The organism is Aeromonas sp. JL9, assembly GCF_024436075.1.
Taxonomy (GTDB): domain Bacteria; phylum Pseudomonadota; class Gammaproteobacteria; order Enterobacterales; family Aeromonadaceae; genus Aeromonas; species Aeromonas veronii.
On sequence record NZ_JANFNV010000033.1, the window covers coordinates 1 to 23,646 of the forward strand.

Below are 23,646 nucleotides of genomic sequence, written 5' to 3' on the forward strand. Positions count from 1 at the left end.
AATGAGCGTTCACATTGGTCCGGAAATGGTGTTCACGTTGAACCGGAATCGGTGTTCATGATCGGCCGGAATATGCATATTGACCGTGCCAGGCCAGCTCTGTTCGAACGGATTGGGATAAAGGGCATCATAACCACAGCTCTGCCCCATCCCGGGGATGAGGCAGAGCAGGACCATGCATGCGCGCAAGGTGCGTTGCATCATGGCGTCACTATGTTGAACCAGAAGTTGAACTTGTCGAGCAGGCTGATGAAGTCGCTGAACGTCTGCTGATCACCCTCGATCTTGATCTCGCCGTTGGCGATCTTCTGCTCCATGGTGCCCTGACCGAGCTGGATATCATCCAGCGTCTTCTTGCTCAGGGTAATGGTCACATCAGGCTTGGCGGCATAGCGGGTTGTGTGGTTGAGCACCGAGTTCTCCAGACTCAGGGTATGTTTCTCCCCGATGTCGGTGAACGCCATGTTGATGACCATCTTCTTGCCCGCCACTTTCTCGGGGTTAATGCGCACCGAGAGATAGTCAAACAGCATGCTGGGGCTCATGGCCCGGATGGTGTCCGGTGAGGCGGTGACTGTTCCGCCAACATTAGGAACGCCATTGCGCAGCTCATAGGCGCCTTGCAGATAGACGGAGCGCCACGGGCCGGATTCAGCCTGATAGCCCAGCTGCTCCAGTGCATCTGCCAGCAGCAGCTTGCCCTCTGTGTTGTTCGGGTTGGCAAACACCAGATGCTTGAGCACTTCTGCTACCCAGCGATATTCCCCCTTGTCGAACGAGGCCTTGGCCTTTTTCAGCACCTCCTGCTCGCCCCCCATAAACTCGATATATTTGGGGCCGACCATTTCTGGGGGCAGGTTGTCGAGATCGGAGGGGTTGCCGGAGTACCAGCCCATATAGCGCTGATAGATGGCGCGGCTGTTGTGGCGCAGGGTGCCGTAATAACCGCGGTTCGGCCAGAAGTCGTTGAGCTCGGGGGGGAGGGTGATCTGCTCGGAGATCTCCTCGCCGGTGTAGCCCATGTTCATCAGGCGCACCGACTGATCGTGGATGTATTTGTAGAGATCCCGCTGCTTTTTGAAATAGTCGACGATATTGGCATTGCCCCAGCGTGGCCAGTGGTGGCTCTGGAACTTGACTTCGGCCTGATCACCCCAGGTTTCAATGGTCTCGTTGAGAAAGCTGGCCCACTTCAGCGCATCGCGCACCTGGGCGCCGCGCAGGGTGAGGATGTTGTGCATGGTGTTGGTGGTGTTTTCGGCCATCCACAATGCTTTGCTGTCCGGGAACCAGGTGTTCATCTCGGCCGGGGCTTCGGTGCCTGGAGTCATCTGGAAGACCATCTTGACGCCATCGACCGTCAGCGTTTCACCGGTTTTGGTGATAAAGCGGGTCGGCAGCAGCAGCGAGGGCACGCCGGTGGAGGTGGTTTGCCCCAGACCGCCATTGACGCCCCCCTGCGGGTTGCGCGGCAGCAGGGCACCGTACATGTAGACGGCGCGGCGGGCCATGGCATTGCCGGCGATGACGTTCTCCGACACCGCGTGTTCGGTAAATCCTTCCGGCGCGATGATCTCGACGCCGTTCTTTTTCACCTCGTCCAGCGAGTTGAACAGACCGGCGGCACCGCCGTAGTGATCCACGTGGGAGTGGCTGTAGACCACCGCAGTGACCGGGCGCTCCCCTTGGGTCTTGTTGATGAAGGCCAGCGCCGCCTTGGCGGTTTGCGGGGAGATCAGCGGATCGAACACCACCCATCCCTTGTTGCCTTCGATAAAGGTGATGTTGGAGAGATCAAAGCCGCGAATTTGGTAAATCTTGTCGGTGACCTTGAACAAGCCGTACTGCATGTTGAGCTGGGCATTGCGCCACAGGCTGGGGTTGACGGTCTCCGGCGCGGCCTTGTCGAGGCCGATGTAGGTCTTGTATTGCTCCAGATCCCACACCACGTTGCCCTTGTCATCCTTGATGGTCAGGGTCTCCGGTTTGGCGATAAAGCCACGCTGGGCATCCTCGAAATCCTGCTTGTCATTGAAGGGCAGGGTATTGAGCACCTGCTGGTTTGCCTTGATGGTAAATTCGCTGGCAGGCTTGGGGTCGATGGCGGCCTTGGCCGACTGCACAAGAGCAGGTTGCATAAGCAGTGTGCCACAGAGCAAAAGCGAGAAAATCGTGGGGGTGGAAAGCCTCGGTTTCATCGGTATGACTCCAGATGGTGGTGTGGGTCGACAGGGCTCAGTGTAGTCAGGCTCAAGTCAGGGAAGAGAAGAAAGGAGGACTTGCGCTACACAACGCCATCCGGGAGGAAAACTGCGGGAATTGCGTCCGCAGGAGCACAGCCGTTGCACATCTTGATCTGTATCAAGATAGGTCGCAGCGGGTTGTCTTACGGTCAGGAGTGATGTTGATGGGATGCAACAAAAGGATGTGCATATGGAACTGAAAAGGGACCCGAGATGCTATACCGACGTCTGTATCGACGGTAAGTGGTATCACTACGACCACTGCAGCACCAACGTCTACATGCTGATGGGAGGCGCTGCGCCGAGCCTTCAGCTGGCCTATGAGCCGAGCAGCGAAGAGGAGTTGATCGAGATGCTCCAGCAGCTGGGGCACTTCTGACTACCGAATTGATGTCTTGCCATATGGCCATCGGGCGCGTTGCCACGATGGCCACCACTCTTTACCGCTGCACCTAATCTCGGCGGGTTTTATTGCCCAATAACCCCTTGCCAATCTCCAGCATGGCGACGGCCGCGGCGTAGCTGCTATCGGACTTGCCTATCTCATCCGCCACATAGAGAAAATTGGATTGGTACTTCTCGACGGCCTCCCGTGGACTGGTCGCGTCAATAAAGTCCTCCTCCACCTCGAATCCTTGGGTCAGCAGTGCCGCCTTTTCACTCAGAAAAGTCGGAGATGCCATGTCGATAAAGGTGTATTGCTGCCGATTGGACGCCGGAATGGTAAAAAACTGGTATCTGGCCATGGGTAAATCCTCGCTTGAAGCGGGTGATAGATGACGTGACGCTGGTTTTAATCTGTGGCTCGCAGGCGGCTTGCTTGCCTCGACGTCGCAGACCGTGCGTGTCGGGAATGCCGCATTTTGTTTTCGTTCGAGACTACTTTGTTGGCGTTTGCCCGGCAAGTGGGTCGCAGAGATTTTCTGGATGATCCGTGCAACCGAGATGTTGTGGGCAGGGGCGAGACCGAGATAATGGCGGGCTCACGTTGAGCCCGGCTTGTCAGCGCTCTGTTACAGCACGAAGCTCTGTACCATGGCGCGCAGCTGTTCGGTGAGCTGGTGGATCTGGCGGGCGGCATCGCGGGCGGCGTTGGCCACTTGCAGCGCCTCGTCGCTGCCATCAGAGATGCGCACCACGTTGCGTTCGATCTCGTTGACCACGGTGCCCTGCTGCTCGATGGCGCTGGCGATGATGGCGTTGGTATCGACCATCCGATCCACCTTCTCGGTGATGGCGCCGAAAGCCTGTTTTGCCTCCTGCGCCAGCCCGACCCCCTCCTGCGCTTCATGGCTGGCCGCCGACATGGCGGTGACCGAGGCGCGAGCGCCGGATTGCAGCTGTTCAATCATCTGCTGGATCTCGACGGTAGCCCCCTGGGTGCGGTTGGCAAGAGAGCGCACCTCGTCGGCCACCACCGCAAAGCCGCGACCCTGCTCACCGGCCCGGGCCGCTTCGATGGCGGCGTTGAGGGCGAGCAGGTTGGTCTGTTCGGCGATACCGCGGATCACGCTGATGACGCCGCCAATCTGGCTGCACTGCTGCTCCAGTTGGCCGATGGTGTCGGCGGTGCGCAGCACTTCGCGGTTGATATGGTCGATGGCCTTGATGGTGCGCTCCACCACATCCTCGCCCTGACCGACCACGTTCTGCGCCTCCTGGGTCATGCGGGCCGCTTGCAGGGCGTTGCCCGCCATGTCTTGTGAGGTGGCGGCCAGCTCCTTGATGGCGGTAGCGACCTGATGGGTCTCCCCTTGCTGATCGGCAATGACCTCCTGCGAGCGGCAGGTGCGGGCTTCGATGTCGGTGGCGCTCTCCACCACGGTGACGCCATTTTCCCGCACTCGCAGCATCAGGGTGCGCAGGGTCTCCAGGGTCACGTTGTAATCCCGGCTGATGGCGGCCAGTTCGTCCTGACCAACGATCTCGATATGCTGGCTGAGATCCTGGGCGTTGACCCGGGCGGCGATATCACGCACTCGCGCCACGGTTTCGCGCAGGGAGAGATAGGCGCCGATCATCAGGTAGAGGTAGAGCAGCAAGCTGGCGGTCAGAGGTGCGGTGACCCACCAGAAGTGACGCTGGTTGGCGGCCAGCCGCTGACGCAGATCGGCCTCCAGCCGCTGGCGTACCTGGCCTGCCAGTGCGGTGATGGCCTCGTCCATCTTATCCCCCAGTGCCTGCACCTCCTTGGTGGAGAGTTGCACCAGCTGATCCTTCATCATCTTGTTTTCCATGGTCTCGACCCCCTGACGCACCAGCTGTATCAGAGCATCGGTCTGCTGACCCAGCTCGGCGCGGTAGGCCGGTTCAATCTGGTAGAGCAGGGTCAGATCGGCCTCCAGCTCTTGCAGAGTGGCGCTGATAAGGTCGAGACGAAAACGCAGGCCGCTGTAGCCCTCTGCCTGAAACAGGCCGAAATCGGCGATGGTGGCGGCGCGATCCCGCACCTGAGCCAGCAGGTCGCGCAGCTGCGGCAACCGCTCGCTGGCGAGGATCACCATGTAGTAGGTACCGAGCGCCGGATCCTGGATCAGGCTGCTACTGGCGGTAATGTGCTTGTAGAGGTGGCGCACCTCGGTCAGCAGCTTGTCGTGGTGCAGGTTGCTCTGCTCCACTTCCAGCTTGCCCGCTTCACTCTGCAGGGCGGCCCAGCCCTGCTGGATCACCTCAAAGGAGGGGTTGTTCTGGCGGGTGTCGGCAAAGGCTTGCAGGCTCTGATCAACGGCTTGTGCGGCTTCCTTGACCTGATCGTCACCGACCGGATCCACTTCATAGGCGTGACGGGTTACCAGATTGCGATGGGTGAGCAGGGCTTGCTCGATAGCGGGCACGGGGGTGAGATTAGCCACTCCCGCCAGCTCGCGGTTGGCCTGGACGTTGTCATCCTGCAGCCGTCCGAGCAGATTGGCCATGCTGTAGGCCAGCGGCAGCAGCATCAGACAGGACCAGAGCAGAAATTTGTATTTGAAGGAGAGCTGATTGCCCAGCCGGATGGCGGGGTTGAAAATCCATTTCATGTTAAGCCTCGATACCTGAGTGCGGGCGTGATTCGTGTTGCCTGAATAGTACTCCGAGCGGCCTCCCTTGGGTGATGGCCGGTTGCAAGTTGTGATCCCCTTGGCTTTTTACTTCCGGGCGCGGTCAGCCGCACCAATAGAAAACGGGCCACCCGAAGGTGACCCGTGGTCGATAAGGGGATATCCGCCTGCAACCGTCAGTTGAACGCCAGGAAGGGCGAGACGCAGAGCAGCAGGCCGGTGACGATGATGATGTAAAGAGAAGTGCCCTTGTACTTGTGCAGCGCCGGTACCTGATAAACCAGATAGGCCGGTATGAGGCAACCCACCATGCCGAAGATGGGGCTGCAGATGGAGGTGAAGCTCAGTACCGGTGCGTTGAGCACGATGGCACCCCAGGAGAGCATGACGGTGAACACCATGATCCCTTTGCCCACCAATCCTTTGTTGATGCGGTTTTCCGGCATGACGCGGCGCAGCAGGTTCATCGCCAGACCCTGACAGGCTTCACGGAAACCGAGATAAACGCCGAAGTAGGCGGTCATTACCGCAAAGATATTGAGGGTCAGGCTCAGGAGCTTGAGGGTCTGGCCGGGCATCCCCTGGGCTACCATCGCCAGCGCGGAGATATTCTCCTCGGAGGCTTTGACCGCCTGATCGTGGCCCATGGCCAGGGTAAAGGAGACCGCGTAGAAGAACACCACCACAAACAGGATGCCGAAGGCGATATTCATGGCGCGCATCGCCTTGAAGCGGGCCACTTCCAGCGACTTTTCCCGCGAGCGGTAGGAGATCACCATGGGGCTCAGGCTCTGGATAAAGAGGATGGAGGTGAGGGTAAAGGGGAGCATGATGATGGCATCCTTCATCCAGTCACCGGCGGTGGGCATGGCGGTGATGTTTGCCGCATCCCACTTGTCCACCATCATAAGGCCGAGCACGGCCACCACGCTGATCTTGGTCAGCACCATAAAGGTGGAGATCTTGAACAGCAGGTTTTCGCCGCGCGACGCCAGTGCCACCAGACCGCAGATCAGCACCAGACCGTAGAGCGGGTTTTCGGAGAGCAGGCCGTCGGTGACGCCGAAGCTCTGCAGGAAGGAGGCGCTGTCATTGGTGATGGCGGTGGAGTAGACGAAGACCCAGATCACCAGCATCACGAAGTAGAGCGCGCCGAGCAGCACACCCCAGTTCTTGCCAAGGTAGCCGGTAATGACGCTGGGGTAATCCTTGCACTCCGGCGAAGTGGCCAGGGTGTTGATAAAGAGGCGCTGGAACATGTACATGGCGGGGTAGCCGATCACAGCCGAGAGCAGAAAGACCCACAAGCCCATCAGACCCACCTGTACCGGCAGGAAGACGATCCCCGCGCCGATGGCCATGCCGATGCTCATGATGATCCAGCCCCAGTCGGTGCTGTCGAAGCGAACCGCTTCTTTCCATTCCAGCGTGCCCATCACGGGGCTGGCGAGTGTAGTGCTATGCGCGTCCATTAAAACCTTCTTTTTTGTAGGGATGTGGGAAAGCGGCGCAAATATAGTTGAATAAAACTGTCATAAACAATGCCCATAAGAGTACTTTTGTTCAAATCAGGATGGTGATCACGGTTTATATTGAGGCCGAAAGGTGCCTTTAAACGCCATTTTTGTATCTTTTTGTTGAATGGATAAAATAAAAAGCAAATAATGTTGAACGGAATGAGATTCATGATTGCAAAAAAAATTGCACAAACAGGAGTGGCTATATGAAACGCATCATCACAGCAGCAGCGGCACCTGACGCTATCGGTCCCTACAGCCACGGCACTGCCTATGGCGACCTCATCTTTACCTCCGGTCAGTTGCCGGTCTGCAAGCAGCAGGGTGGTGTGGTGGAAGGGGGCATTGCCGACCAGACCCGCCAGTCACTGGAAAACCTGAAATCCGTGCTGGAAGCCGCTGGCGGCTCGCTGGATACCGTGCTCAAAACCACCTGCTACCTCGCCGAGATCAGCGATTTTGCCGCGTTCAACGAGGTCTATAAAGCCTATTTCCAGAAAGATTGTCCGGCGCGCAGCTGCTTCGCAGTGAAGGATCTGCCGATGGGCGTCAAGGTTGAAGTGGAAGCGATCGCCCATATCGCTCGTTAATGCTGATAAAAAGGTTCAAGTGATGAAACAAGCGTGGCAGCAGTATCTGCAGATTATTCAACAGGTTGTCAAACCAGCGCTGGGTTGTACCGAGCCAATCGCCGCCGCCTATGCCGCAGCGGTCGCCACCCGGCAACTGGGCTGTGAGCCCGGTCGCCTCGAGGTTGTGGTGTCGGACAATCTCTATAAAAACTCGATGGGTGTTTATGTGCCGGGCACCGGCAAGATCGGTCTGGCCATTGCGGCCGCGGCCGGTGCCATCGGCGGCAACGCCGATGCCGGGCTGGAGGTGCTGGCCGCGATCCAGCCAGAACAGGTGGATCGTGCCCAGCAGATGATCGATGCCGGCAAGGTGCAGGTGAGCCGCACCGCCGCCCCCGAGTTTATCTTCTGCCGCGTGACCGTTTATGGCACTGATGACAAGGGTGAAGAGCACAGCGCCGAAGTGACCCTGTGCGGCGGTCATACCCGCATCGTCGAGCAGCGCCGCGATGGCGAGATGACCTTCACCGCCGATCAGAGCCAAGGCGGTGCCACCGGTTCCATCTGCGATGGCGTCGATATCAGCATCGCCGCCATCTACGAGTTCGCCACCCAGGTGGAGTTCGAGCAGATCCGGTTCATCCTCAAAGCCTCCGAGCTCAACGGCAAGCTCTCTGCCGAGGGGATGAACAACCCCTATGGTCTCGAGATCGGGCGCACCATGCAGCAGAACATCAATGCCGGTCTTATCGGCGAGGATGTAATGAACCGCATCGTGATGATGACGGCGGCTGCCTCCGATGCCCGGATGGGGGGGGCGACCCTGCCAGCCATGAGCAACTTCGGCAGCGGCAACCAGGGCATTGCCGCCACCATTCCGGTGATGGTGATTGCCGAGCGCTTTGCGGCCAGCGAAGAGCAGCTGGCTCGCGCCCTCATAATGAGCCATCTGGGGGCCATCTATATCAAGTCCCACTATCCGCCGCTGTCGGCATTCTGTGGCAATACCGTGACCAGCGCGGCTGCCTCCATGGCCATGGTCTATCTGGCGGGTGGCAGCTTCGAGCAATCCTGCTTCGCCATCCAGAACGTGCTGAGCGACAGTGCCGGCATGGTGTGCGACGGGGCGAAGGCCTCCTGCGCCATGAAGGTGAGTACCTCCTCCGGTGCGGCGGTGCGCGGTTTCCTGATGGCCCTCAACAGCCACTCAGTGTCGGGGCAGGGGATCGTCGCCGGCGACGTGGATCAGACCATCCGCAACGTCGGCCAGATGGTGAAGGAGGGCATGTCTGCCACAGACAGCACCATTATTGATATCATGTCCGCCTGATGTCCCTGTCGGTTGCTGCCCGGTGCCCATTGTCCGGCAGCAACCCTTGCAAGAAGGTCCCATTGTGAAGCTGCAAGAGTTGAGTCCGAGCGATTTTGAGATCCTCAAGTCGATGGAGAACATAGTGGATGGCATCGCCGCCATGTATGGCCCGCACACCGAAGTGCTGCTCCACAGTCTGGATGCGCGCAATCCCTCGATCGTCAAGATTGCCAACGGCCATATCACCGGCCGCAGTGTCGGCGCCCCCATCACCAATCTGGCGATGATGAAGCTCAAGAGCGGGCAGGATATCTCCAGCCCCTACATGACCAAGTGCGCCACCGGCAAGACGCTGCGCTCCATCACGACCGTGATCCGCAACGGGGAGCACAGGGCCATCGGGTTGCTCTGTATCAACAGCGACATGGATGCCCCGCTGCAATCCGTGCTGCGGACCATGATGCCGGAGTGCATGCATCCCCACGAGAGCCATGCCACCCCGGAGGTGTTCGCCCGCAACATCGACGAGGCGCTCAACAGCACCATCGACACCGTCAGTGCCGAGGTGCGCGGCAACGAGGCGGTGCCCCCGTCCCAGAAGACACGGGTCATCGTCAATCAGCTGCACGACATGGGGATCTTCGAGCTTAAAGACAGTGCCCAGATCGCCGCGCGCCAGCTCGGCATCTCGGTCCACTCCATCTACCGCTATCTGCGGGAGATCAAGAAGGGCTGAGCCGGTTTAATCTGGCCAAATTAGCAGCAAACGGGTCAGCCTTGACCCGTTTTTTACGCCCGCTTTAGCCTCTCTGTGTGGGTCATCGTTCGGGCTCATCTGCTATCATCTTCCCCCTTTATTTTTCTATCTCTCTGAACGTGCTGGAGAAATCATGTCTCGACTCATCTATCTGCTGCGCCACGGCCAGACCCGCTTCAATGCCGAGCAGCGTCTGCAGGGGCGTTGCAACTCCGATCTGACCGACAAGGGGGAGGCGCAAGCCATCGCCATGGGGCGGCGGCTTGCTGGCGAACTGGCGGAACCCGCCCGCTGGACCGTCTATGCCAGCCCGCTCGGCCGTGCTCGCCAGACTGCGCTGCTGGTGTGCGAGCAGTTGGGGTTGGCGGCAGAGCGCATCGTCTGGGACGACCGGTTAATGGAGCTGGGGATGGGGGAGTGGGAGAGCTGCCAGATACCGGCGCTGCGTCTTGCCCACCCCGAGCTTGATACCGGCAAAGGGGACTGGTATCTGCAGGCACCGGGGGCCGAGAGCTTCGAGAGCATTCAGCGCCGGGCACACCAGTGGTTGCAGGATCCCGCCATCACCGAGCGGGCCATCGTCATCTCCCACGGTCTGCTCGGTGCCATGCTACGTGGCGTCTATGCCGATCTCGACTATGAGGCGACCTGGTCACAGGAGTTGCCGCAAGATGCCTTCTATAAGCTGCAGGATGGCCACATCACCCGCATTGCCTGCTAGTTGCCGTGAGGTGGCACCATGGCATGGACCATGATTGCCACCTTCGGATGCCCATTTTTGCCGCAGTTCAACACATCAGAGCACCTTATCGCGGCAAGATGAGGTATCTTATGCCCCGATTTCATCCATTAAACGGATCCGAGACCCCATATGATCATCAAACCCAAGGTTCGCGGCTTTATCTGCACCACCACTCATCCGGTCGGTTGTGAAGCCAATGTTCGTCGCCAGATCGCTTATACCAAGGCCAAGGGCACCATCGAGAATGGCCCCAAGAAGGTGCTGGTGATCGGCGCTTCCACCGGTTATGGCCTGGCCTCCCGGATTGCGGCTGCCTTCGGTAGCGGCGCCGCCACCCTCGGCGTCTTCTTTGAAAAAGCGGGCACCGAGTCCAAGACCGGTACCGCCGGCTGGTACAACTCTGCCGCCTTCGACAAGGCAGCCAAAGAGGCGGGCCTCTACGCCAAGAGCGTCAACGGCGATGCCTTCTCCAACGAGTGCCGCGCCAAGGTGATCGAGCTCATCAAGCAGGATTTGGGTCAGATTGATCTGGTGGTCTACTCCCTGGCCTCTCCGGTGCGCAAGATGCCGGAAACCGGCGAAGTGGTGCGCTCTGCCCTCAAACCGATCGGTGAGGTCTACACCACCACCGCCATCGATACCAACAAGGACCAGATCATCACCGCCACCGTCGAGCCGGCTAACGAGGAAGAGATCCAGAACACCATCACAGTGATGGGCGGTCAGGATTGGGAGCTGTGGATGGCTGCCCTGCGTGATGCCGGCGTGCTGGCTGACGGCGCCAAGTCCGTGGCCTACTCCTACATCGGTACCGATCTGACCTGGCCAATCTACTGGCATGGCACTCTGGGCCGCGCCAAGGAAGATCTGGATCGCGCCGCCACCGCCATCCGTGGCGATCTGGCTGCCAAGGGCGGTACCGCTCACGTGGCCGTGCTCAAATCCGTGGTGACTCAGGCTTCTTCCGCCATTCCGGTGATGCCGCTCTATATCTCCATGGCCTTCAAGATCATGAAGGAGAAGGGTATTCACGAGGGGTGCATGGAGCAGGTGGATCGCATGATGCGCACCCGTCTCTACGCGTCTGACATGGCGCTGGACGATCAGGCTCGCATCCGCATGGATGACTGGGAACTGCGTGAAGATGTGCAGCAGACCTGCCGCGACCTGTGGCCATCTATCACCAGCGAGAATCTTTCCGAGCTGACTGACTACACCGGCTACAAGCAGGAGTTCCTGCGCCTGTTCGGTTTCGGTCTGGACGAGGTCGATTACGATGCGGATGTAAATCCGGATGTGAAATTCGACGTGGTCGAGCTCTGAGTCTGACTCAAGTGAAAACAGGGCCCCGCGGGGCCCTGTTTTTTTGGCAAGCATTCCGCTAATTTGCGGAATTTTATTATCAGCGATCACCTTTTTCCCATATCAAACCCGCTAGTCTTGCGCTGATCGGATCACAGACGGCATTGCCGAGGTACGGAAGCTATGACCACTCCAAACGAGGCGCCCAAGAAGCGCCAACTCCCCACAGTTTATACCCTGCTTTTCATCATCATCGCCCTGATGGCCGCCCTCACCTGGGTGCTGCCAGCGGGCAAATATGACTATGTCACCGCCAAGACCCAGCAGCCGGTTGCGGCAGCGGCCGTGGCCGATTACAGCGGCGACGAGCGGCTGTTGCCGGTGCCTGGCAGCTACACCGAGTTACCCGCCCACCCGCAAGGAGTGTTCGAGGTGCTCAAGGCCCCCATTCAGGGCTTTCACAAGGCGGCCGACGTGGCGCTGTTCGTGCTCATCATCGGTGGTTTTCTTGCTGTGACCATGCAAAGCGGTGCGCTCGATGCCGGGGTGGGGGCCATTGTGCGCGGCTTTGCCGGCCGTGAGCGGTTGCTTATCCCGGTGCTGATCGCCCTGTTTGCCCTCGGCGGCTCCACCTTCGGCATGGCGGAGGAGACGGTGGCCTTCTGGGCGCTGATCGTGCCGGTGATGATGGCGGCGGGCTTCGATCGCATGGTGGCGGCGGGGATCATTCTGCTCGGCTCCGGGGTCGGGGTGCTCGCCTCCACCGTTAACCCGTTTGCTACCGGTATTGCCTCCGGTTTTGCCGGCATTCCCATCGGTGAGGGGATTGGCCTGCGGGTCATCCAGTGGCTGCTGCTGGTGATCTTCGCCTCCTGGTTCGTGATGCGCTACGCCAAGCAGTTGCAGCAGGACAAGTCCCGCTCCGTGCTGGCCGATATTGTCTATGACGACGAGTTCTCCCAGATGAAGAGCGGCAACCTCGCCTTCACCGGCAAGCAGAAGCTTACCATGCTGGTATTCTTCGGCACCTTCCTGCTGATGATCTATGCGGTGGTGCCCTGGTCGGATTTGGGGATCGATGTGCTGCCCACCTTTGGCTGGTGGTTTGACGAGCTCTCTACCCTGTTCTTCAGCGCCTCCATCCTGATCGCGCTGATCAACCGGATGCCGGAGTCCAACTACGTTGCGACCTTCCTGAGCGGCGCTCGGGATCTTATCGGGGTGGCCTTGGTGGTGGCGGTGGCGCGCGGCATCTATGTGGTGATGGAGCAGGGCGTCATCATCGACACCATCTTGCACTGGGCCGAAGGGCTGGTGACTGGACTCTCCTCGTCGGTCTTCATCCTGATGGCCTATCTGGTGCACATCATCCTGAGCTTCTTCATCCCGTCTACCTCGGGGCTGGCGACCGTCTCCATGCCGCTGATGGGGCCGCTGGCGGACTTCTCCGGCATCTCCCGGGATCTGGTGATCACCGCCTATCAGTCCGCCTCCGGCTGGATCAACCTGTTTGCCCCCACCGCTGCCCATCTGGTGGCGGGTCTGGCGCTCGCCAAGATCCCCTACGATCGCTTCGTGCGCTGGGTGCTGCCCTTCATCATCGGGGTGGCTCTCATCACCATGGCGGTGCTGGTGGCCGGTGCCCTGCTGCACGGCTGATGGCACGGATAAAACCACAGATAACAAAAAGGCTCCCGCGGGAGCCTAATGCCAGTCAGTTAAGCCTGACTGGCATTGTTTTTATTGGCTTTTTGCACCGCATACTTTTGTGGTCTTGCCTTCACACTGGGGGGTAACTTCGCTCCCTTCGCTCCGGTAATACAAACTGCCCCGCCTGTTTCTCCAGCTCTGCCACCCGCTTCGGAATACTCCCCGGTGACAGGTACGGCATGCAGCTCAGTTCATGGATAAGATAGACCGACGCCATGTGAAAACTCAGCTGGCTCGCCGTGTATCCCTTCAGACTCGCCGCCATCTTTACCATCTGGCTGCGCAGCAGGTTATATGCCAACAACACACCCCACAGCTCTTGCCGTATCCCCGCCGCCTTCTTGCTGCGCAGGGTCAGCCGGTGCTGTTGCAGGCTGTGCTTCATCTCCCGATAGCCCAACTCGATTTCCCAACGATGACCATACAAGTCGACGATATCGGCGCCCACAAAGCGCATCGGGTCGACCATCGAGGTCAGCACTTGCCGCTCTTTGCCGTTGATGGTGCGGGTCAGTAAGCGGGCTTCTAGTGTCTCTGGCAGGTGCGGCCACTTCTTCCTCGCCTGTGGACTGGTTTTGAGACGCACCAGCACATCCTGACGCCCCAGCTTGCGCACCACCTCGTATTGCGTGCCTTTTTTGAGTGGCAGCAGCCAGTGCCGCTCAACGCCCGCACTCTGCCATGCGTGGAGCAAGCCGAGGGAGTAAAACCCCTTGTCGAACAGGGTGAGCGAGTGGTCCGGTGTACGCGCGATGAGTTGCTCGGCCAACACCATCTCGTTGACGGCGCAGCTCTCCATGACGGCCTGCACAAGTAGGTGACTGGTCAGCTCCATCTGGCAAAGCATGCGCACCTGCGGATAGGTGGTCTCGCCATGCTGGGTGCCGGGTTTGGCAAACTCGGCGGCATTGTCCGGGGTATCGGGTGTGCGCCACATCACGCCATCAACGGCGAGCAGTTGCAGCCCGGCCCAACCCGGATGATTGGCCTGCTGGTGCCAGAGAGAGGCGGTCTCGTGAAACAGCCGCTCGATGCTCTTGTCCCCCAGTTTTTGGCGAGCTTGCAGAAAGGCGCTGGGGGCGACGAAGGGGCGGTCGCCGGGCAACAGGATATCAAGCTGATTGACCAGCTGGGTCATGGGGACTTGGCGGAAGATAGCCATGCCGATAATGGCCCAGACCAGACGCTCCATGGGCATACGGCGGCGACGCAGGGTCGCGACATCCTCTTCGGCGAGCAGAGTGGTGATGAGCTCAGGAGCAATGAGGTCTGAGAGTGACTCAAACTGAGCTGCATTGCTGGCGTGGAGGAAGTCGAGAGCCTGGGCGATACGCATAAAAAAATCCGAAACCAATCAACAGGTTTCGGATTTTCACACAGCAGAAGGAGCGGTCAATGGATCCTTAACTTATCGGCATTACCCGCGGGAGCCTTTTTACTTTCATCAGGTATAAGCCATATACCGTATCAGCTAACCAACAAGAAAGGCCCTTGCGGGCCTTTTTGTCTGGTTCACTTTGTGCGCTTACAGCTGGAATTGGGCCAGCTGCTTGCGTTGCTGCTCGGCGAGCTGGGAGAGTTCGTTGCTGGCACTGGCGCTCTGGCTGATGCCGGCGGAGCTCTGGCTCACAATCTCGTGAATATTGGTGATATTGCGGTTGATGTCGGCGGTGACGCAGGACTGCTCCTCGGCGGCGGTGGCCACCTGGGCGTTGGCGTCGTTGATCTGGCGTACGGCACCGGTAATGCCGCTCAGCAGATCCTGCACCTGAGCGGACAAGCGCTGGTTATGGCTGAGGATCTCCAGAGTTTCCTGCACGCCGTTGTTGGCGGATTGGGACTGGCTCTGCAGCCGCTCGATGATGGCCTGGATCTCCTTGGTGGAGTCCTGGGTACGGGCTGCCAGCATTCTCACCTCATCGGCCACGACGGCAAAACCGCGTCCGGTTTCGCCGGCACGGGCCGCCTCGATGGCCGCGTTGAGGGCCAGCAGGTTGGTCTGCTCGGAGATCCCCTGGATCACTTCAATTACCTTGCCGATCTGCTCGGACTGGGATTTGAGCTGAGCCACGATGGCGGCGGCATCTTCCAGACTGCCTGCCATCCGGCTGTTGGCGGCGATGCTTTCGGTAAAGAGGGCGAGCCCCTGCTCGACCCGGCCATTGGCATCCCGCGCCAGCTCGTCGGCGATGGCGGCATTGTGGTTGACATTGTCAGCGGTGCTGGAGAGTTCGGTCACGGCGGAGGCGACCTGTTCGATCTCGCTGTGCTGCTGCTTTGCATTGGCCTCGGACTGGGTCATCACGGCGGCCAGCTCGGTGGCGGCGGAGGCGACGCTGTTGCTGATCCCGGTCAGGTTCTCGATGGTGCTACCAAGTTGCCCCAGAGTGAGATTGATATCTTTGGCCAGACGGGTCAGCTCGTTGTTGCCCTCCGCTTTGGCGCGCACGTTGAAGCGCCCTTGCGCCACGGCGTGCATCACCTCTTGTAGCTGACTGATGGGGCTGACGATGCGCCCGGAGAGGACCCAGCCGCAGATCAGCGCCGCCAGCAGGGTACCGGCGGTGAGCAGCAGGGTACGCAGCAGGGTGGCGTCGTAGTGGGCCTGCTCTTCGGCCAGCTCTTGCTGGATCAGCTGGTTGATGTGGGCCGACATGCTGTCGATCTGTTTGATCAGCTGTTCACCCAGCTCGCGGAAATGGAGGCGGGCCGCCTCGTAGGCGACCGGATCGCCGCCACCCTGATGTTTTTGCGCCAGCAGCGGCAGCATGTTGCTGCGGGTATGGCTGAGGTAGGCCTGCAGGGCGGCAGCGACCTGCCGGTTATCCTGCTCGGCACCGGGGAGCACCAGACGGCCGAGGATGGTGTTGATCTCCTGCTCGGCGCTGTTGAGGTTTGCGGGTAGTGCGGCAAACAGCTTGGCATCGTAGAGGCCATAGATGGCGCTGGTGCGCAGCCGGTAGGTGGCGTGGATCAGTTTGGCAATATCGTCCTTGTGCTGGACCACGGTCTGGGTCGTCTCATCTATGTCATTGATGGCTTCATCCAGACCCTGTTTGCTGATGGCGATCATCACCATCATCAGCAGGCTGGCCAGCAGCAAAGGTATCAAGACCTGGACACGTATTGATAGATTATTCAATGACATAAATGGCTCTAATCCGGAATTGGAGGAGCCGACATCTTACACATGCACGTCAGGAGCTGTCACAGGCTTTTATTGCTGAAATGTGCTGAAGAAAAGGTTTTTTCTTGTGAGAAAGGAGCCATTTAGGCATGATTGAGCGCTTTATCCCCTGAATATGTGGTACAACTGGCTGGATTGTGTCAATCCTGTCCCGTTTTCGTGATTTCCCGCTCTCGTCATATGGAGGTGTGTTGTGTCCAGCTGGATCGATCCGGCCATTCTGGCTCTGTTTATCCCGACCTTTTTCTTTGTCTCGGTGACCCCCGGCATGTGCATGACCCTGTCGATGACCCTGGGGATGAGCCTGGGGGTGCGCCGCACCCTGCACATGATGTGGGGGGAGCTGATCGGTGTCGGGCTGGTCTCGGTGCTGTCGGTGATCGGGGTGGCTGCCATCATGCTCAACTATCCGGGGATCTTCGCCGCCTTCAAATATGTGGGGGGCGCCTATCTGGTGTGGCTTGGCATCCAGATGTGGCAGGCTAAAGGGAAGATGGCCATTCCGGCGGATCTCTCGGCCGGTCAACAGACCAGCGCCATGGGGCTGGCGCTGCAGGGTTTCGTCACCGCTATCGCCAACCCCAAAGGGTGGGCCTTCATGATCTCCTTGCTGCCCCCCTTTATCTCTGCCGACAAGCCGATGGCGCCGCAGATCAGCGCGCTGGTGGCGCTGATCCTGGTCATCGAGTTCTCCTGTCTGCTGCTCTACGCCAGCGGTGGCCGCACCCTGCGCCACTTCCTTGCCAAGAGCGGCAATGTCACCCTGATGAACCGCATCGCCGGTACCCTGATGCTGGGGGTGGGGGTCTGGCTGGCGCTCGGGTAAGAGCTGTCAGTGACTCTCGCCACAAAAGAAAAATGCCACCGGTCGGTGGCATTTTTAATGGGCGCAGGGTGGCTCAGCGAGGCTTGAAACGCTCGACCCAGGGGTTGGCGGTGAGGCCGTGCAGGATGACGCTCAATATGATGGTGCAGAGCACGGTGGCGATGATGGGGCGCTGGCCAATCAGGGCAGGCTCGTTTTGCAGCACCATCACCGCAAAGACGATGCTGGCAAGGCCCCGCGGCCCGAACCAGCCGATAAAGAGCTTGAGTTCGGGCTTGAGGCCGGTGCCGATGAGGCTCAGCCAAACCGGCACCATCCGCAGCAGGGTAAGGCTGGCGGTGGCATAGAGCCAGTATTGCCAGTGCAGCAGCTCCGGCAGAATGGGCATCAGGGTCGCGCCAAATACCATCCAGATCACCACGGAGAGCAGGTCGCCGTACCCTTCACAGCTGTCCATATAGGCGTGCTTGTGCTCGCCGAGGCGGTGGCCGATAAAGAGGCCACCGACAAAGGCGGCGATAAAGCCGCTGCCCCCCAGGGTCTGTGCCAGCGCAAAGCAGAGCAGGGCCAGCCCCGGCATGGTGAGCTGGCGCCAGAGCGGCAGTTGCCAGCCGTTGAGATAGGAGATTTTCAGTAGCCGTATGGTGAGGCTGGTCAGTACAAAGGCGACCAGCAGGCCAATGCCGATCTCCTCCAGCATCAGGGTGATGGCCAGCGTCGCTGTGCCTGCATGCTGCTCGGTGGGGGCGATAAGGGCCAGCAGCAGAAGCAGCACCGGTACGCAGATGCCGTCGTTGAGGCCGCTCTCCTGATTGAGCCCTTCACGCACCGGTGCCGGCACCGCGGGGTTGCTTACCACCGCCTTGCCGAGCGCCGCATCGGTGGGCGCGAGAATGGTGGAGAGGATGGCCATCTCCAGCAGTGGCAGGTCGGGGAAGATCCAGTGGCCAAACAGGGCGCCACAAAGCAGGGTGAGGGGCAGGCCAATCAGCAGCAGCCGGATGGGGAGCTGGCGGTTGGCCAGCAATACCTGCCAGTTGGTGTTGGCGGCATCGTTGAACAGCACGATAACCAGCGTCAGCTCGGCCAGCAGCTTGATGCCGGCGCTGTCGATAGAGAGGGAGAGCAGCTCCAGCCCTCCCGGCCCCAGTAGCCAGCCGGTCAGCAGAAAGAGCAGGGGGCCGTTGACCAGCTTTGATTCGAAGCGCCCCGCGATCAGGCTGTAGATCAGCAAGAAGGCGGCGATCACCGCCAGATTCTGGTAAAGCAGGTGTGCATCCATACAACCTCCTTTCTGCCCCCGCAGGGGGTGGTTTAATCGGTCAGGCAGTCGGGGTCGAACACATACTCCCCGTCCAGCCAGCGCACGATTTCGTCAACGCAGGATTGGTCGCGAAACGGCAGGTAGCGCGCCTTGAGGGCGGCAATCTGCTCGGGGGTGAGCTGTGCCAGCCCCAGATCCTGAAACAGCGGCAGGTCGGCCTCGATCATCGCCGAAATCTGCGGGCCGCAGGTGGCGTTGAGGGCGGCATGCAGCGCCTTGTCGGGATCGTACTGTTTGCCGAGTCGGTAGCTCATTGGCAGGGTGGCGAGGGGCAGGGCGGAGAGCGCCGCCTGTTTCATCGGGTTGACCGCGTGGCCAGAGACCAGCTCTGCCAGCTCGGCAGGGCGATTCTCGAAGGCGCGCAGGTGCAGGTAGCTGCTCGCCTTGCTGCCATCGTTGACCGGGTAGTTGTCCCACAGGAACGGCTTGCGGCCGAGCAGTTCGGTCACCTGCTTGAGGTGACTGGCTGGATATTCGCTGGAGCAGACCTTGGGGCCGGTCCAGAAGATCTCGAAACGGCGATCGAGCTGCTCGCCAAGCTCCTCCAGATAGCGGGGAGGCATGGCGCCAAACACCTTCTCCAGCACCGGATCGGTCGAGTAGTAGCTGGGGCAGAAGATGAGGCGGGTCGCCTTGCTGTGGGCCGCGATGTCATGGGCGATGGTGAGCTGGTGACGGGCCAGATCCGGGGTATCCCCCTTCATATCGTCAAACAGCACCGCCAGAATATCGGGCTGGAGCATCTCGTCGATGAGGCGCACTTTCTCAAGCAGCGCCGAGCGTTTGCGATCGTAGTCGTGATGAGCCCCCATGGGGCTCAAGCCCACCCCGAAGGCGAGTCCGTTGGCGCGGCACTGGCGCGCCAGCTCGGCGAGAGCGGCCAGCTGCTGCTCGGGCCAAGGGAGGGCCCAGTGCTTACGCAGATAGCCATCCTCTTTCGGTGCATAGATATAGAAGCCGTAGCCGTGGCGTGGCAGCCACTGGGCGTAGCGGGCGCGGGCCTGCCAGCTCCATCCCTTGCCAAAAAAGCCTTCAATCACCCCCAGATTGGCAGCGGGGGGCAGGGGGCCGGACAGCAAACTTTGATATGGCATAACTATCTCCCTTCTTGCTGGGGACTTGATACGGGACGGTCGGTCAGACCGGGTCCTCTTCCTGAAAGCGCACCCCGATCTTGCTCGGCACGCTCTCGTCCATTTCGGCCACGGTCCAGATCAGGCCCTGCCATTCGATGTTGTCACCGACCACCAGATTATCGCCCAACTGGCTGGCAATAAAATCACCCAGTGTCTGATCCGCCACCTCGCTCACATCCAGCCCGTAGAGAGGGGCGAGATCCACCAGCCGTGCCGCCGCTTCCAGCAGGAAGTCACCGAAGAAGCGGGGGCCGAGATCCTGCTCCGGCGCCTGACTAAAGAGCTGGCCGAGGGCGGGGAGGTCGCGTTCGTGACCTATGACGCAGAGGATGTCATCGGCCTGCAAACAGGTACTGCCCGAGGGGTGGAGCAGCTCGCGGCCACGAAACAGGGCGCAGATCCGGGTGCCGGCGGGCATCTGCAGATCCCGCAGTGGCGAGCCGATGCACCACTTCTCTTCCCCCAGCTGGTAGACGAAGGTCTCCCACTGGCTGTCGAGATCGATCTCGAGCCCGGAGCGGTTGATGGGTGACGGTGGGGCCGGTACCTCCACCCGCGCCAGTTTTGAGGCCAGCGGCAGCGAGCTGCCCTGCAAAATCAGCGAGACCAGCACCACGAAGAAGGCGACGTTGAAGTAGAGCTGGGCGTTGGGCAGCCCCGCCATCATGGGGAAGACCGCCAGAATGATGGGCACGGCGCCGCGCAAGCCAACCCAGGAGATAAACCAGCGCTCGCGGGGGGCGAAGTTCTTGAACGGCAGTAGCCCGATCCAGACCGACACCGGGCGGGCAAACAGGATCATCCACATCGCCAGCGCCAGCGCGGGCAGGGCGATGGGCAGCAGCTTGTGGGGGGAGGCGAGCAGCCCCAGCACCAGAAACATGCCGATTTGGCTGAGCCAGGTCAGACCGTCCAGCACCGACAAGGTAGTGCTGCGGCTGCGCAGGGCGAGGTTACCGAGCAACAGACCGGTGAGATAGATGGCGAGAATGCCGCTGCCACCGACCGCCGTGGTGAGGGCGAAGATCAGCAGGCCGCCGCTGACGGTGAGCAGCGGATAGAGCCCCGGCGCCAAGCGGGCGGTGTTGATGAGGCGCCACAGCAGCCAGCCGCCGCCAAGGCCAATCCCTGCGCCAAGGCCGAACTGCTTGACCAGCTGCAGCAGCAGGAAGCCCCCATCCAGCCCTTGCTGGGCGGTGGCGAGCACCTCGATCAGGGTGACGGTGAGAAAGACCGCCATGGGGTCGTTGCTGCCTGACTCTATCTCCAGCGTCGCGCTCACCCGCTCGTTGAGACTGCGCCCGCCAAGCAGGGAGAAGACCGCCGCCGCATCGGTGGAGCCGACAATAGCGCCGATCAGCATCCCCTGCATCAGGTTGAGGTCAAACAGCCAGGCGGCGGCAAGCCCCGTCAGGCCAGTGGTGATGGCCACCCCGACCGTTGCCAGCGACAAGGCCGGCCAGAGCGCCACCCGGAACGAGGAGACCCGGGTGCGCATGCCGCCGTCGAGCAGGATGATGGCAAGCGCCAGGTTGCCTACCAGATAGGCGATGGAGTAGTCAGCGAAGTGGATGCCACCTGGGCCATCCTCACCGGCCAGCATGCCGACGGCGAGGAAGATAACCAGAATGGGAATACCGAGGCGGGAAGAGAGGGCGCTCAACAGTACGCTGGCTCCCACCAACAGGGCAGCGACAAAAAAGAAACTGTTGATGGTAGCGGCATCCAAGGGCGAACTCCTTCCTGGTAATGTGCAAAGTAGGCACATTATATGCAGTTAGGCCCCCCTTGTGTGGCTTATTTGTGCATCAATTTGCACTTTCTTACATTTTTCATCCCTTTTTTCAGCATGGCCGCGCCATATTCTGACAGTGACGGGGTTAACGAAAGCGGAGTCAAAGGAGCGTCGATTTCAGGATGCGCAGGGAGGAGATGGCGGGGAAAAGTGAAACGGCACAGCAGAGGAAGAGGGGAGCACAAGGGCGCTCCCCAAGGGATGGGGCGGGATTCAGTCGTCCTCGTCATCCTTCACTTCGCGGATCTTGTCCTTGTAGTTGGGCAACTGCTTCTCCAGCCGTTTCATGTCTTTGATGGCATTGAGAAACAGCCCGAGCAGGAACAGCAGCGGCAACCCTATCCACAGCCAGAGATTCATGGGATTTTCCTTTCGTCAGGACAGGTGGTGACATAACGGGCCAAAATTTCATCAAGGTTGGCCAATATGGTCGACTTGCCTTCAATATCCGCCTGTTGCAGGCAAAGCGCCAGTGCCGCGGGATCGAGTCGCAGCTCGTCGGACTCCAGCGAGAAGCTGATATGCCAGGGCTCGTAGGCGACCCCGCTCTCTGCCCCGACCGGCTTGGCATAAGGGAGGAAGAAGCCGAAGTCGCTCATATGATCGCTGAGCCACTCGCTGAGATCCGCAAACCAGCCCCCGGCTTCATACTCCCACGGCTCCAGTGCCAGTTTGGTATCGGCAGGCAAACAGTCCGGGTCGTAGATATCGAGATCGCTCCCCCAGTGGTGACGGCTGGTGCCGGGCAGGGCGCTCCAGCGCAGGATGGCGTGCAGCCGCTCTGTCTCGCAGAGTTGCAGGGCATCGATGGGCTGGCTGTTGGCATCGAGCAGAGGCCGTTCGCCGCGCCACTTGCCATTCCAGATGGCGAGCTGGCGCTCGAAGCTGCGCCAGCTGGAGGCTGCCTGCAGGTTGAACCCCTCATAGGCGGCAGCCACCTGCATGTCGTTGAAGGCCGCGGCGGTGGCGGCAGTCAGACGATGAGGGCCTCGCCCCACCAGAATAAGGTGGCTCTCGTCGAGCCCCAGCAGTTGTTCCTGCGTCATGCCAGCAATCTCTCGAGCACCCCTTGGTACATGTCGGCCAGCAGATCCAGATCGTCCGCCTTCACGCACTCGTTCACCTTGTGAATAGTGGCGTTGACGGGGCCGAGCTCAATCACCTCGGCGCCGGTGGGGGCGATAAAGCGCCCGTCGGAGGTGCCGCCGGTGGTGAGCAGGGCCGGTCGCTGACCGTTCACCGCCTCGATGGCCGCCACAGCCGCATCGAGCAGTGCACCGGTGTCGGTGAGGAACGGCTGGCCGGAGAGAGTCCAGCTCAGCTGATAATCGAGGCCATGTCTATCCAGCAATGCTTCGACCCGCTCACGGATATCCATGTCGGTCAGTTCGGTACTGAAGCGGAAGTTGAACTGGACCTGCAGCTCGCCCGGAATGACGTTGGAGGCGCCGGTGCCGGCCGAGATGTTGGCGATCTGGAAGCTGGTGGGGGGGAAGTAGGCGTTGCCCTCATCCCACACGGTGGCGGCAAGTTCCGCCAGCGCTGGCGCCGCCTTGTGGATCGGGTTGTCAGCCAGATGGGGATAAGCCACATGGCCCTGCACTCCGCGAACCAACAGATCGCCGGTGATGGAGCCGCGGCGGCCGTTCTTCACTACATCCCCTACCACGGCGGTAGAGGAGGGTTCACCGACGATGCACCAGCGGATCTTCTCGTTACGCGCTTCCAGGGTGTCGATCACCCGGGTGGTGCCATTGATAAAGGGCCCCTCCTCATCGGAGGTGATAAGGAAAGCGATGGACCCGGTGTGATCCGGATGCTCGGCCACGAAGCGCTCGACCGCCACCACCATGGCAGCCAGCGAGCCCTTCATGTCGGCGGCGCCGCGCCCGTAGAGCACGCCATCCTTGATGGTCGGCTCGAACGGCGGGGTGTGCCATTTGTCCAGCGGCCCGGCGGGCACCACGTCGGTGTGACCGGCGAAGCAGAACAGCGGCCCCTCGCTGCCACGGCGGGCCCAGAGGTTGGTGGTGTCCTCAAACACCATGGGCTCGATGACAAACCCGATCCTGGCGAGGCGCTCCGCCATCAGGGTCTGACACCCTTCATCGAGGGGGGTAACGGAGGGGCGGCGGATCAGATCCTTGGCCAGTGCGATGACATCCGACATCAGTTGTCCTTA

At 60.4% G+C, this 23,646-nt stretch carries 20 protein-coding genes and 1 pseudogene; 8 read left to right on the forward strand and 13 right to left on the reverse strand.

Features of this window, described 5'->3' with window-relative positions; translation table 11 throughout:
* Window positions 1-9 precede the first annotated feature (9 nt).
* Together NOM06_RS17825 and NOM06_RS17830 are read right to left on the reverse strand one after the other, a co-directional pair.
* Entirely contained in the window at window positions 10-204 is a 195-nt protein-coding gene (locus NOM06_RS17825) for a hypothetical protein (RefSeq protein ID WP_255912603.1), read from the reverse strand.
* A complete protein-coding gene (locus NOM06_RS17830) occupies window positions 201-2,198 on the reverse strand; it encodes an alkyl/aryl-sulfatase (protein WP_255912604.1) in 1,998 nt (665 codons plus the stop codon). The genes NOM06_RS17825 and NOM06_RS17830 overlap by 4 nt, the downstream gene beginning before the upstream one ends.
* A gap of 235 nt (window positions 2,199-2,433) precedes the next feature.
* On the opposite strand from NOM06_RS17830, the gene NOM06_RS17835 reads away from it, so the two are divergent.
* On the forward strand, window positions 2,434-2,622 hold the full coding sequence (locus tag NOM06_RS17835; RefSeq protein WP_179902131.1) for a hypothetical protein: 189 nt from the start codon (window positions 2,434-2,436) through the stop codon (window positions 2,620-2,622).
* 73 nt (window positions 2,623-2,695) lie between these two features.
* Here NOM06_RS17835 and NOM06_RS17840 read toward each other — a convergent pair whose 3' ends face one another.
* From NOM06_RS17840 to NOM06_RS17850, 3 genes are all read right to left on the reverse strand, one after another.
* Window positions 2,696-2,989 carry a hypothetical protein gene (locus tag NOM06_RS17840; RefSeq protein WP_042054618.1) on the reverse strand — a complete coding sequence of 98 codons (294 nt, stop codon included), beginning with the start codon at window positions 2,987-2,989 and terminating at the stop codon, window positions 2,696-2,698.
* A 267-nt stretch (window positions 2,990-3,256) separates the two neighbouring features.
* Window positions 3,257-5,263, reverse strand: coding sequence for a methyl-accepting chemotaxis protein (locus tag NOM06_RS17845; RefSeq protein WP_255912606.1), 2,007 nt, complete (start codon window positions 5,261-5,263; stop codon window positions 3,257-3,259).
* A gap of 197 nt (window positions 5,264-5,460) precedes the next feature.
* Complete coding sequence (locus NOM06_RS17850) at window positions 5,461-6,756, reverse strand: amino acid permease (protein WP_255912607.1); 1,296 nt, start codon at window positions 6,754-6,756, stop codon at window positions 5,461-5,463.
* A 251-nt stretch (window positions 6,757-7,007) separates the two neighbouring features.
* On the opposite strand from NOM06_RS17850, the gene NOM06_RS17855 reads away from it, so the two are divergent.
* From NOM06_RS17855 to NOM06_RS17880, 6 genes are all read left to right on the forward strand, one after another.
* A complete protein-coding gene (locus NOM06_RS17855) occupies window positions 7,008-7,391 on the forward strand; it encodes a Rid family detoxifying hydrolase (RefSeq protein WP_019445949.1) in 384 nt (127 codons plus the stop codon).
* 22 nt (window positions 7,392-7,413) lie between these two features.
* Window positions 7,414-8,703, forward strand: coding sequence for a serine dehydratase subunit alpha family protein (locus NOM06_RS17860; RefSeq protein WP_255912608.1), 1,290 nt, complete (start codon window positions 7,414-7,416; stop codon window positions 8,701-8,703).
* 64 nt (window positions 8,704-8,767) lie between these two features.
* Entirely contained in the window at window positions 8,768-9,421 is a 654-nt protein-coding gene (locus NOM06_RS17865; protein ID WP_255912609.1) for a PAS domain-containing protein, read from the forward strand.
* A gap of 154 nt (window positions 9,422-9,575) precedes the next feature.
* The gene (locus tag NOM06_RS17870; protein WP_255912610.1) at window positions 9,576-10,163 is read left to right on the forward strand and encodes a histidine phosphatase family protein; all 588 of its coding nucleotides are present in this window, start codon (window positions 9,576-9,578) and stop codon (window positions 10,161-10,163) included.
* 150 nt (window positions 10,164-10,313) lie between these two features.
* Window positions 10,314-11,507 (forward strand): enoyl-ACP reductase FabV, encoded by a 1,194-nt coding sequence (fabV, locus tag NOM06_RS17875; protein WP_108541956.1) that lies wholly within the window; start codon window positions 10,314-10,316, stop codon window positions 11,505-11,507.
* Between the two features lie 162 nt (window positions 11,508-11,669).
* Entirely contained in the window at window positions 11,670-13,145 is a 1,476-nt protein-coding gene (locus NOM06_RS17880; protein ID WP_255912611.1) for a YfcC family protein, read from the forward strand.
* A gap of 59 nt (window positions 13,146-13,204) precedes the next feature.
* Here the strand turns inward: NOM06_RS17880 and NOM06_RS17885 are convergent.
* A pseudogene (locus tag NOM06_RS17885) lies at window positions 13,205-14,532 on the reverse strand (IS4 family transposase).
* Between the two features lie 189 nt (window positions 14,533-14,721).
* Entirely contained in the window at window positions 14,722-16,344 is a 1,623-nt protein-coding gene (locus NOM06_RS17890) for a methyl-accepting chemotaxis protein (protein ID WP_201997944.1), read from the reverse strand.
* A 232-nt stretch (window positions 16,345-16,576) separates the two neighbouring features.
* Between NOM06_RS17890 and NOM06_RS17895 the strand changes: the two genes are divergently transcribed.
* Window positions 16,577-17,209 (forward strand): LysE family translocator, encoded by a 633-nt coding sequence (locus tag NOM06_RS17895; RefSeq protein WP_005344345.1) that lies wholly within the window; start codon window positions 16,577-16,579, stop codon window positions 17,207-17,209.
* 73 nt (window positions 17,210-17,282) lie between these two features.
* On the opposite strand, the gene NOM06_RS17900 is transcribed toward NOM06_RS17895, so the two are convergent.
* From NOM06_RS17900 to dapE, 6 genes are all read right to left on the reverse strand, one after another.
* Window positions 17,283-18,491, reverse strand: a complete 1,209-nt coding sequence (locus NOM06_RS17900; protein ID WP_236316666.1) for a sodium:proton antiporter — start codon at window positions 18,489-18,491, stop codon at window positions 17,283-17,285.
* A gap of 32 nt (window positions 18,492-18,523) precedes the next feature.
* On the reverse strand, window positions 18,524-19,627 hold the full coding sequence (locus NOM06_RS17905) for a beta-N-acetylglucosaminidase domain-containing protein (protein WP_255912612.1): 1,104 nt from the start codon (window positions 19,625-19,627) through the stop codon (window positions 18,524-18,526).
* Window positions 19,628-19,670: 43 nt separating this feature from the next.
* A complete protein-coding gene (locus NOM06_RS17910; RefSeq protein WP_043818568.1) occupies window positions 19,671-21,398 on the reverse strand; it encodes a potassium/proton antiporter in 1,728 nt (575 codons plus the stop codon).
* A gap of 279 nt (window positions 21,399-21,677) precedes the next feature.
* The gene (locus tag NOM06_RS17915) at window positions 21,678-21,824 is read right to left on the reverse strand and encodes a hypothetical protein (protein WP_005337933.1); all 147 of its coding nucleotides are present in this window, start codon (window positions 21,822-21,824) and stop codon (window positions 21,678-21,680) included.
* Window positions 21,821-22,510: a M15 family metallopeptidase gene (locus tag NOM06_RS17920; protein WP_255912613.1), complete on the reverse strand. Its 690-nt coding sequence runs from the start codon at window positions 22,508-22,510 to the stop codon at window positions 21,821-21,823. Before NOM06_RS17920 ends, NOM06_RS17915 begins: the two co-directional genes overlap by 4 nt.
* Window positions 22,507-23,634, reverse strand: a complete 1,128-nt coding sequence (gene dapE / locus NOM06_RS17925) for a succinyl-diaminopimelate desuccinylase (protein WP_255912614.1) — start codon at window positions 23,632-23,634, stop codon at window positions 22,507-22,509. Before dapE ends, NOM06_RS17920 begins: the two co-directional genes overlap by 4 nt.
* Between the last annotated feature and the right edge of the window lie 12 nt (window positions 23,635-23,646).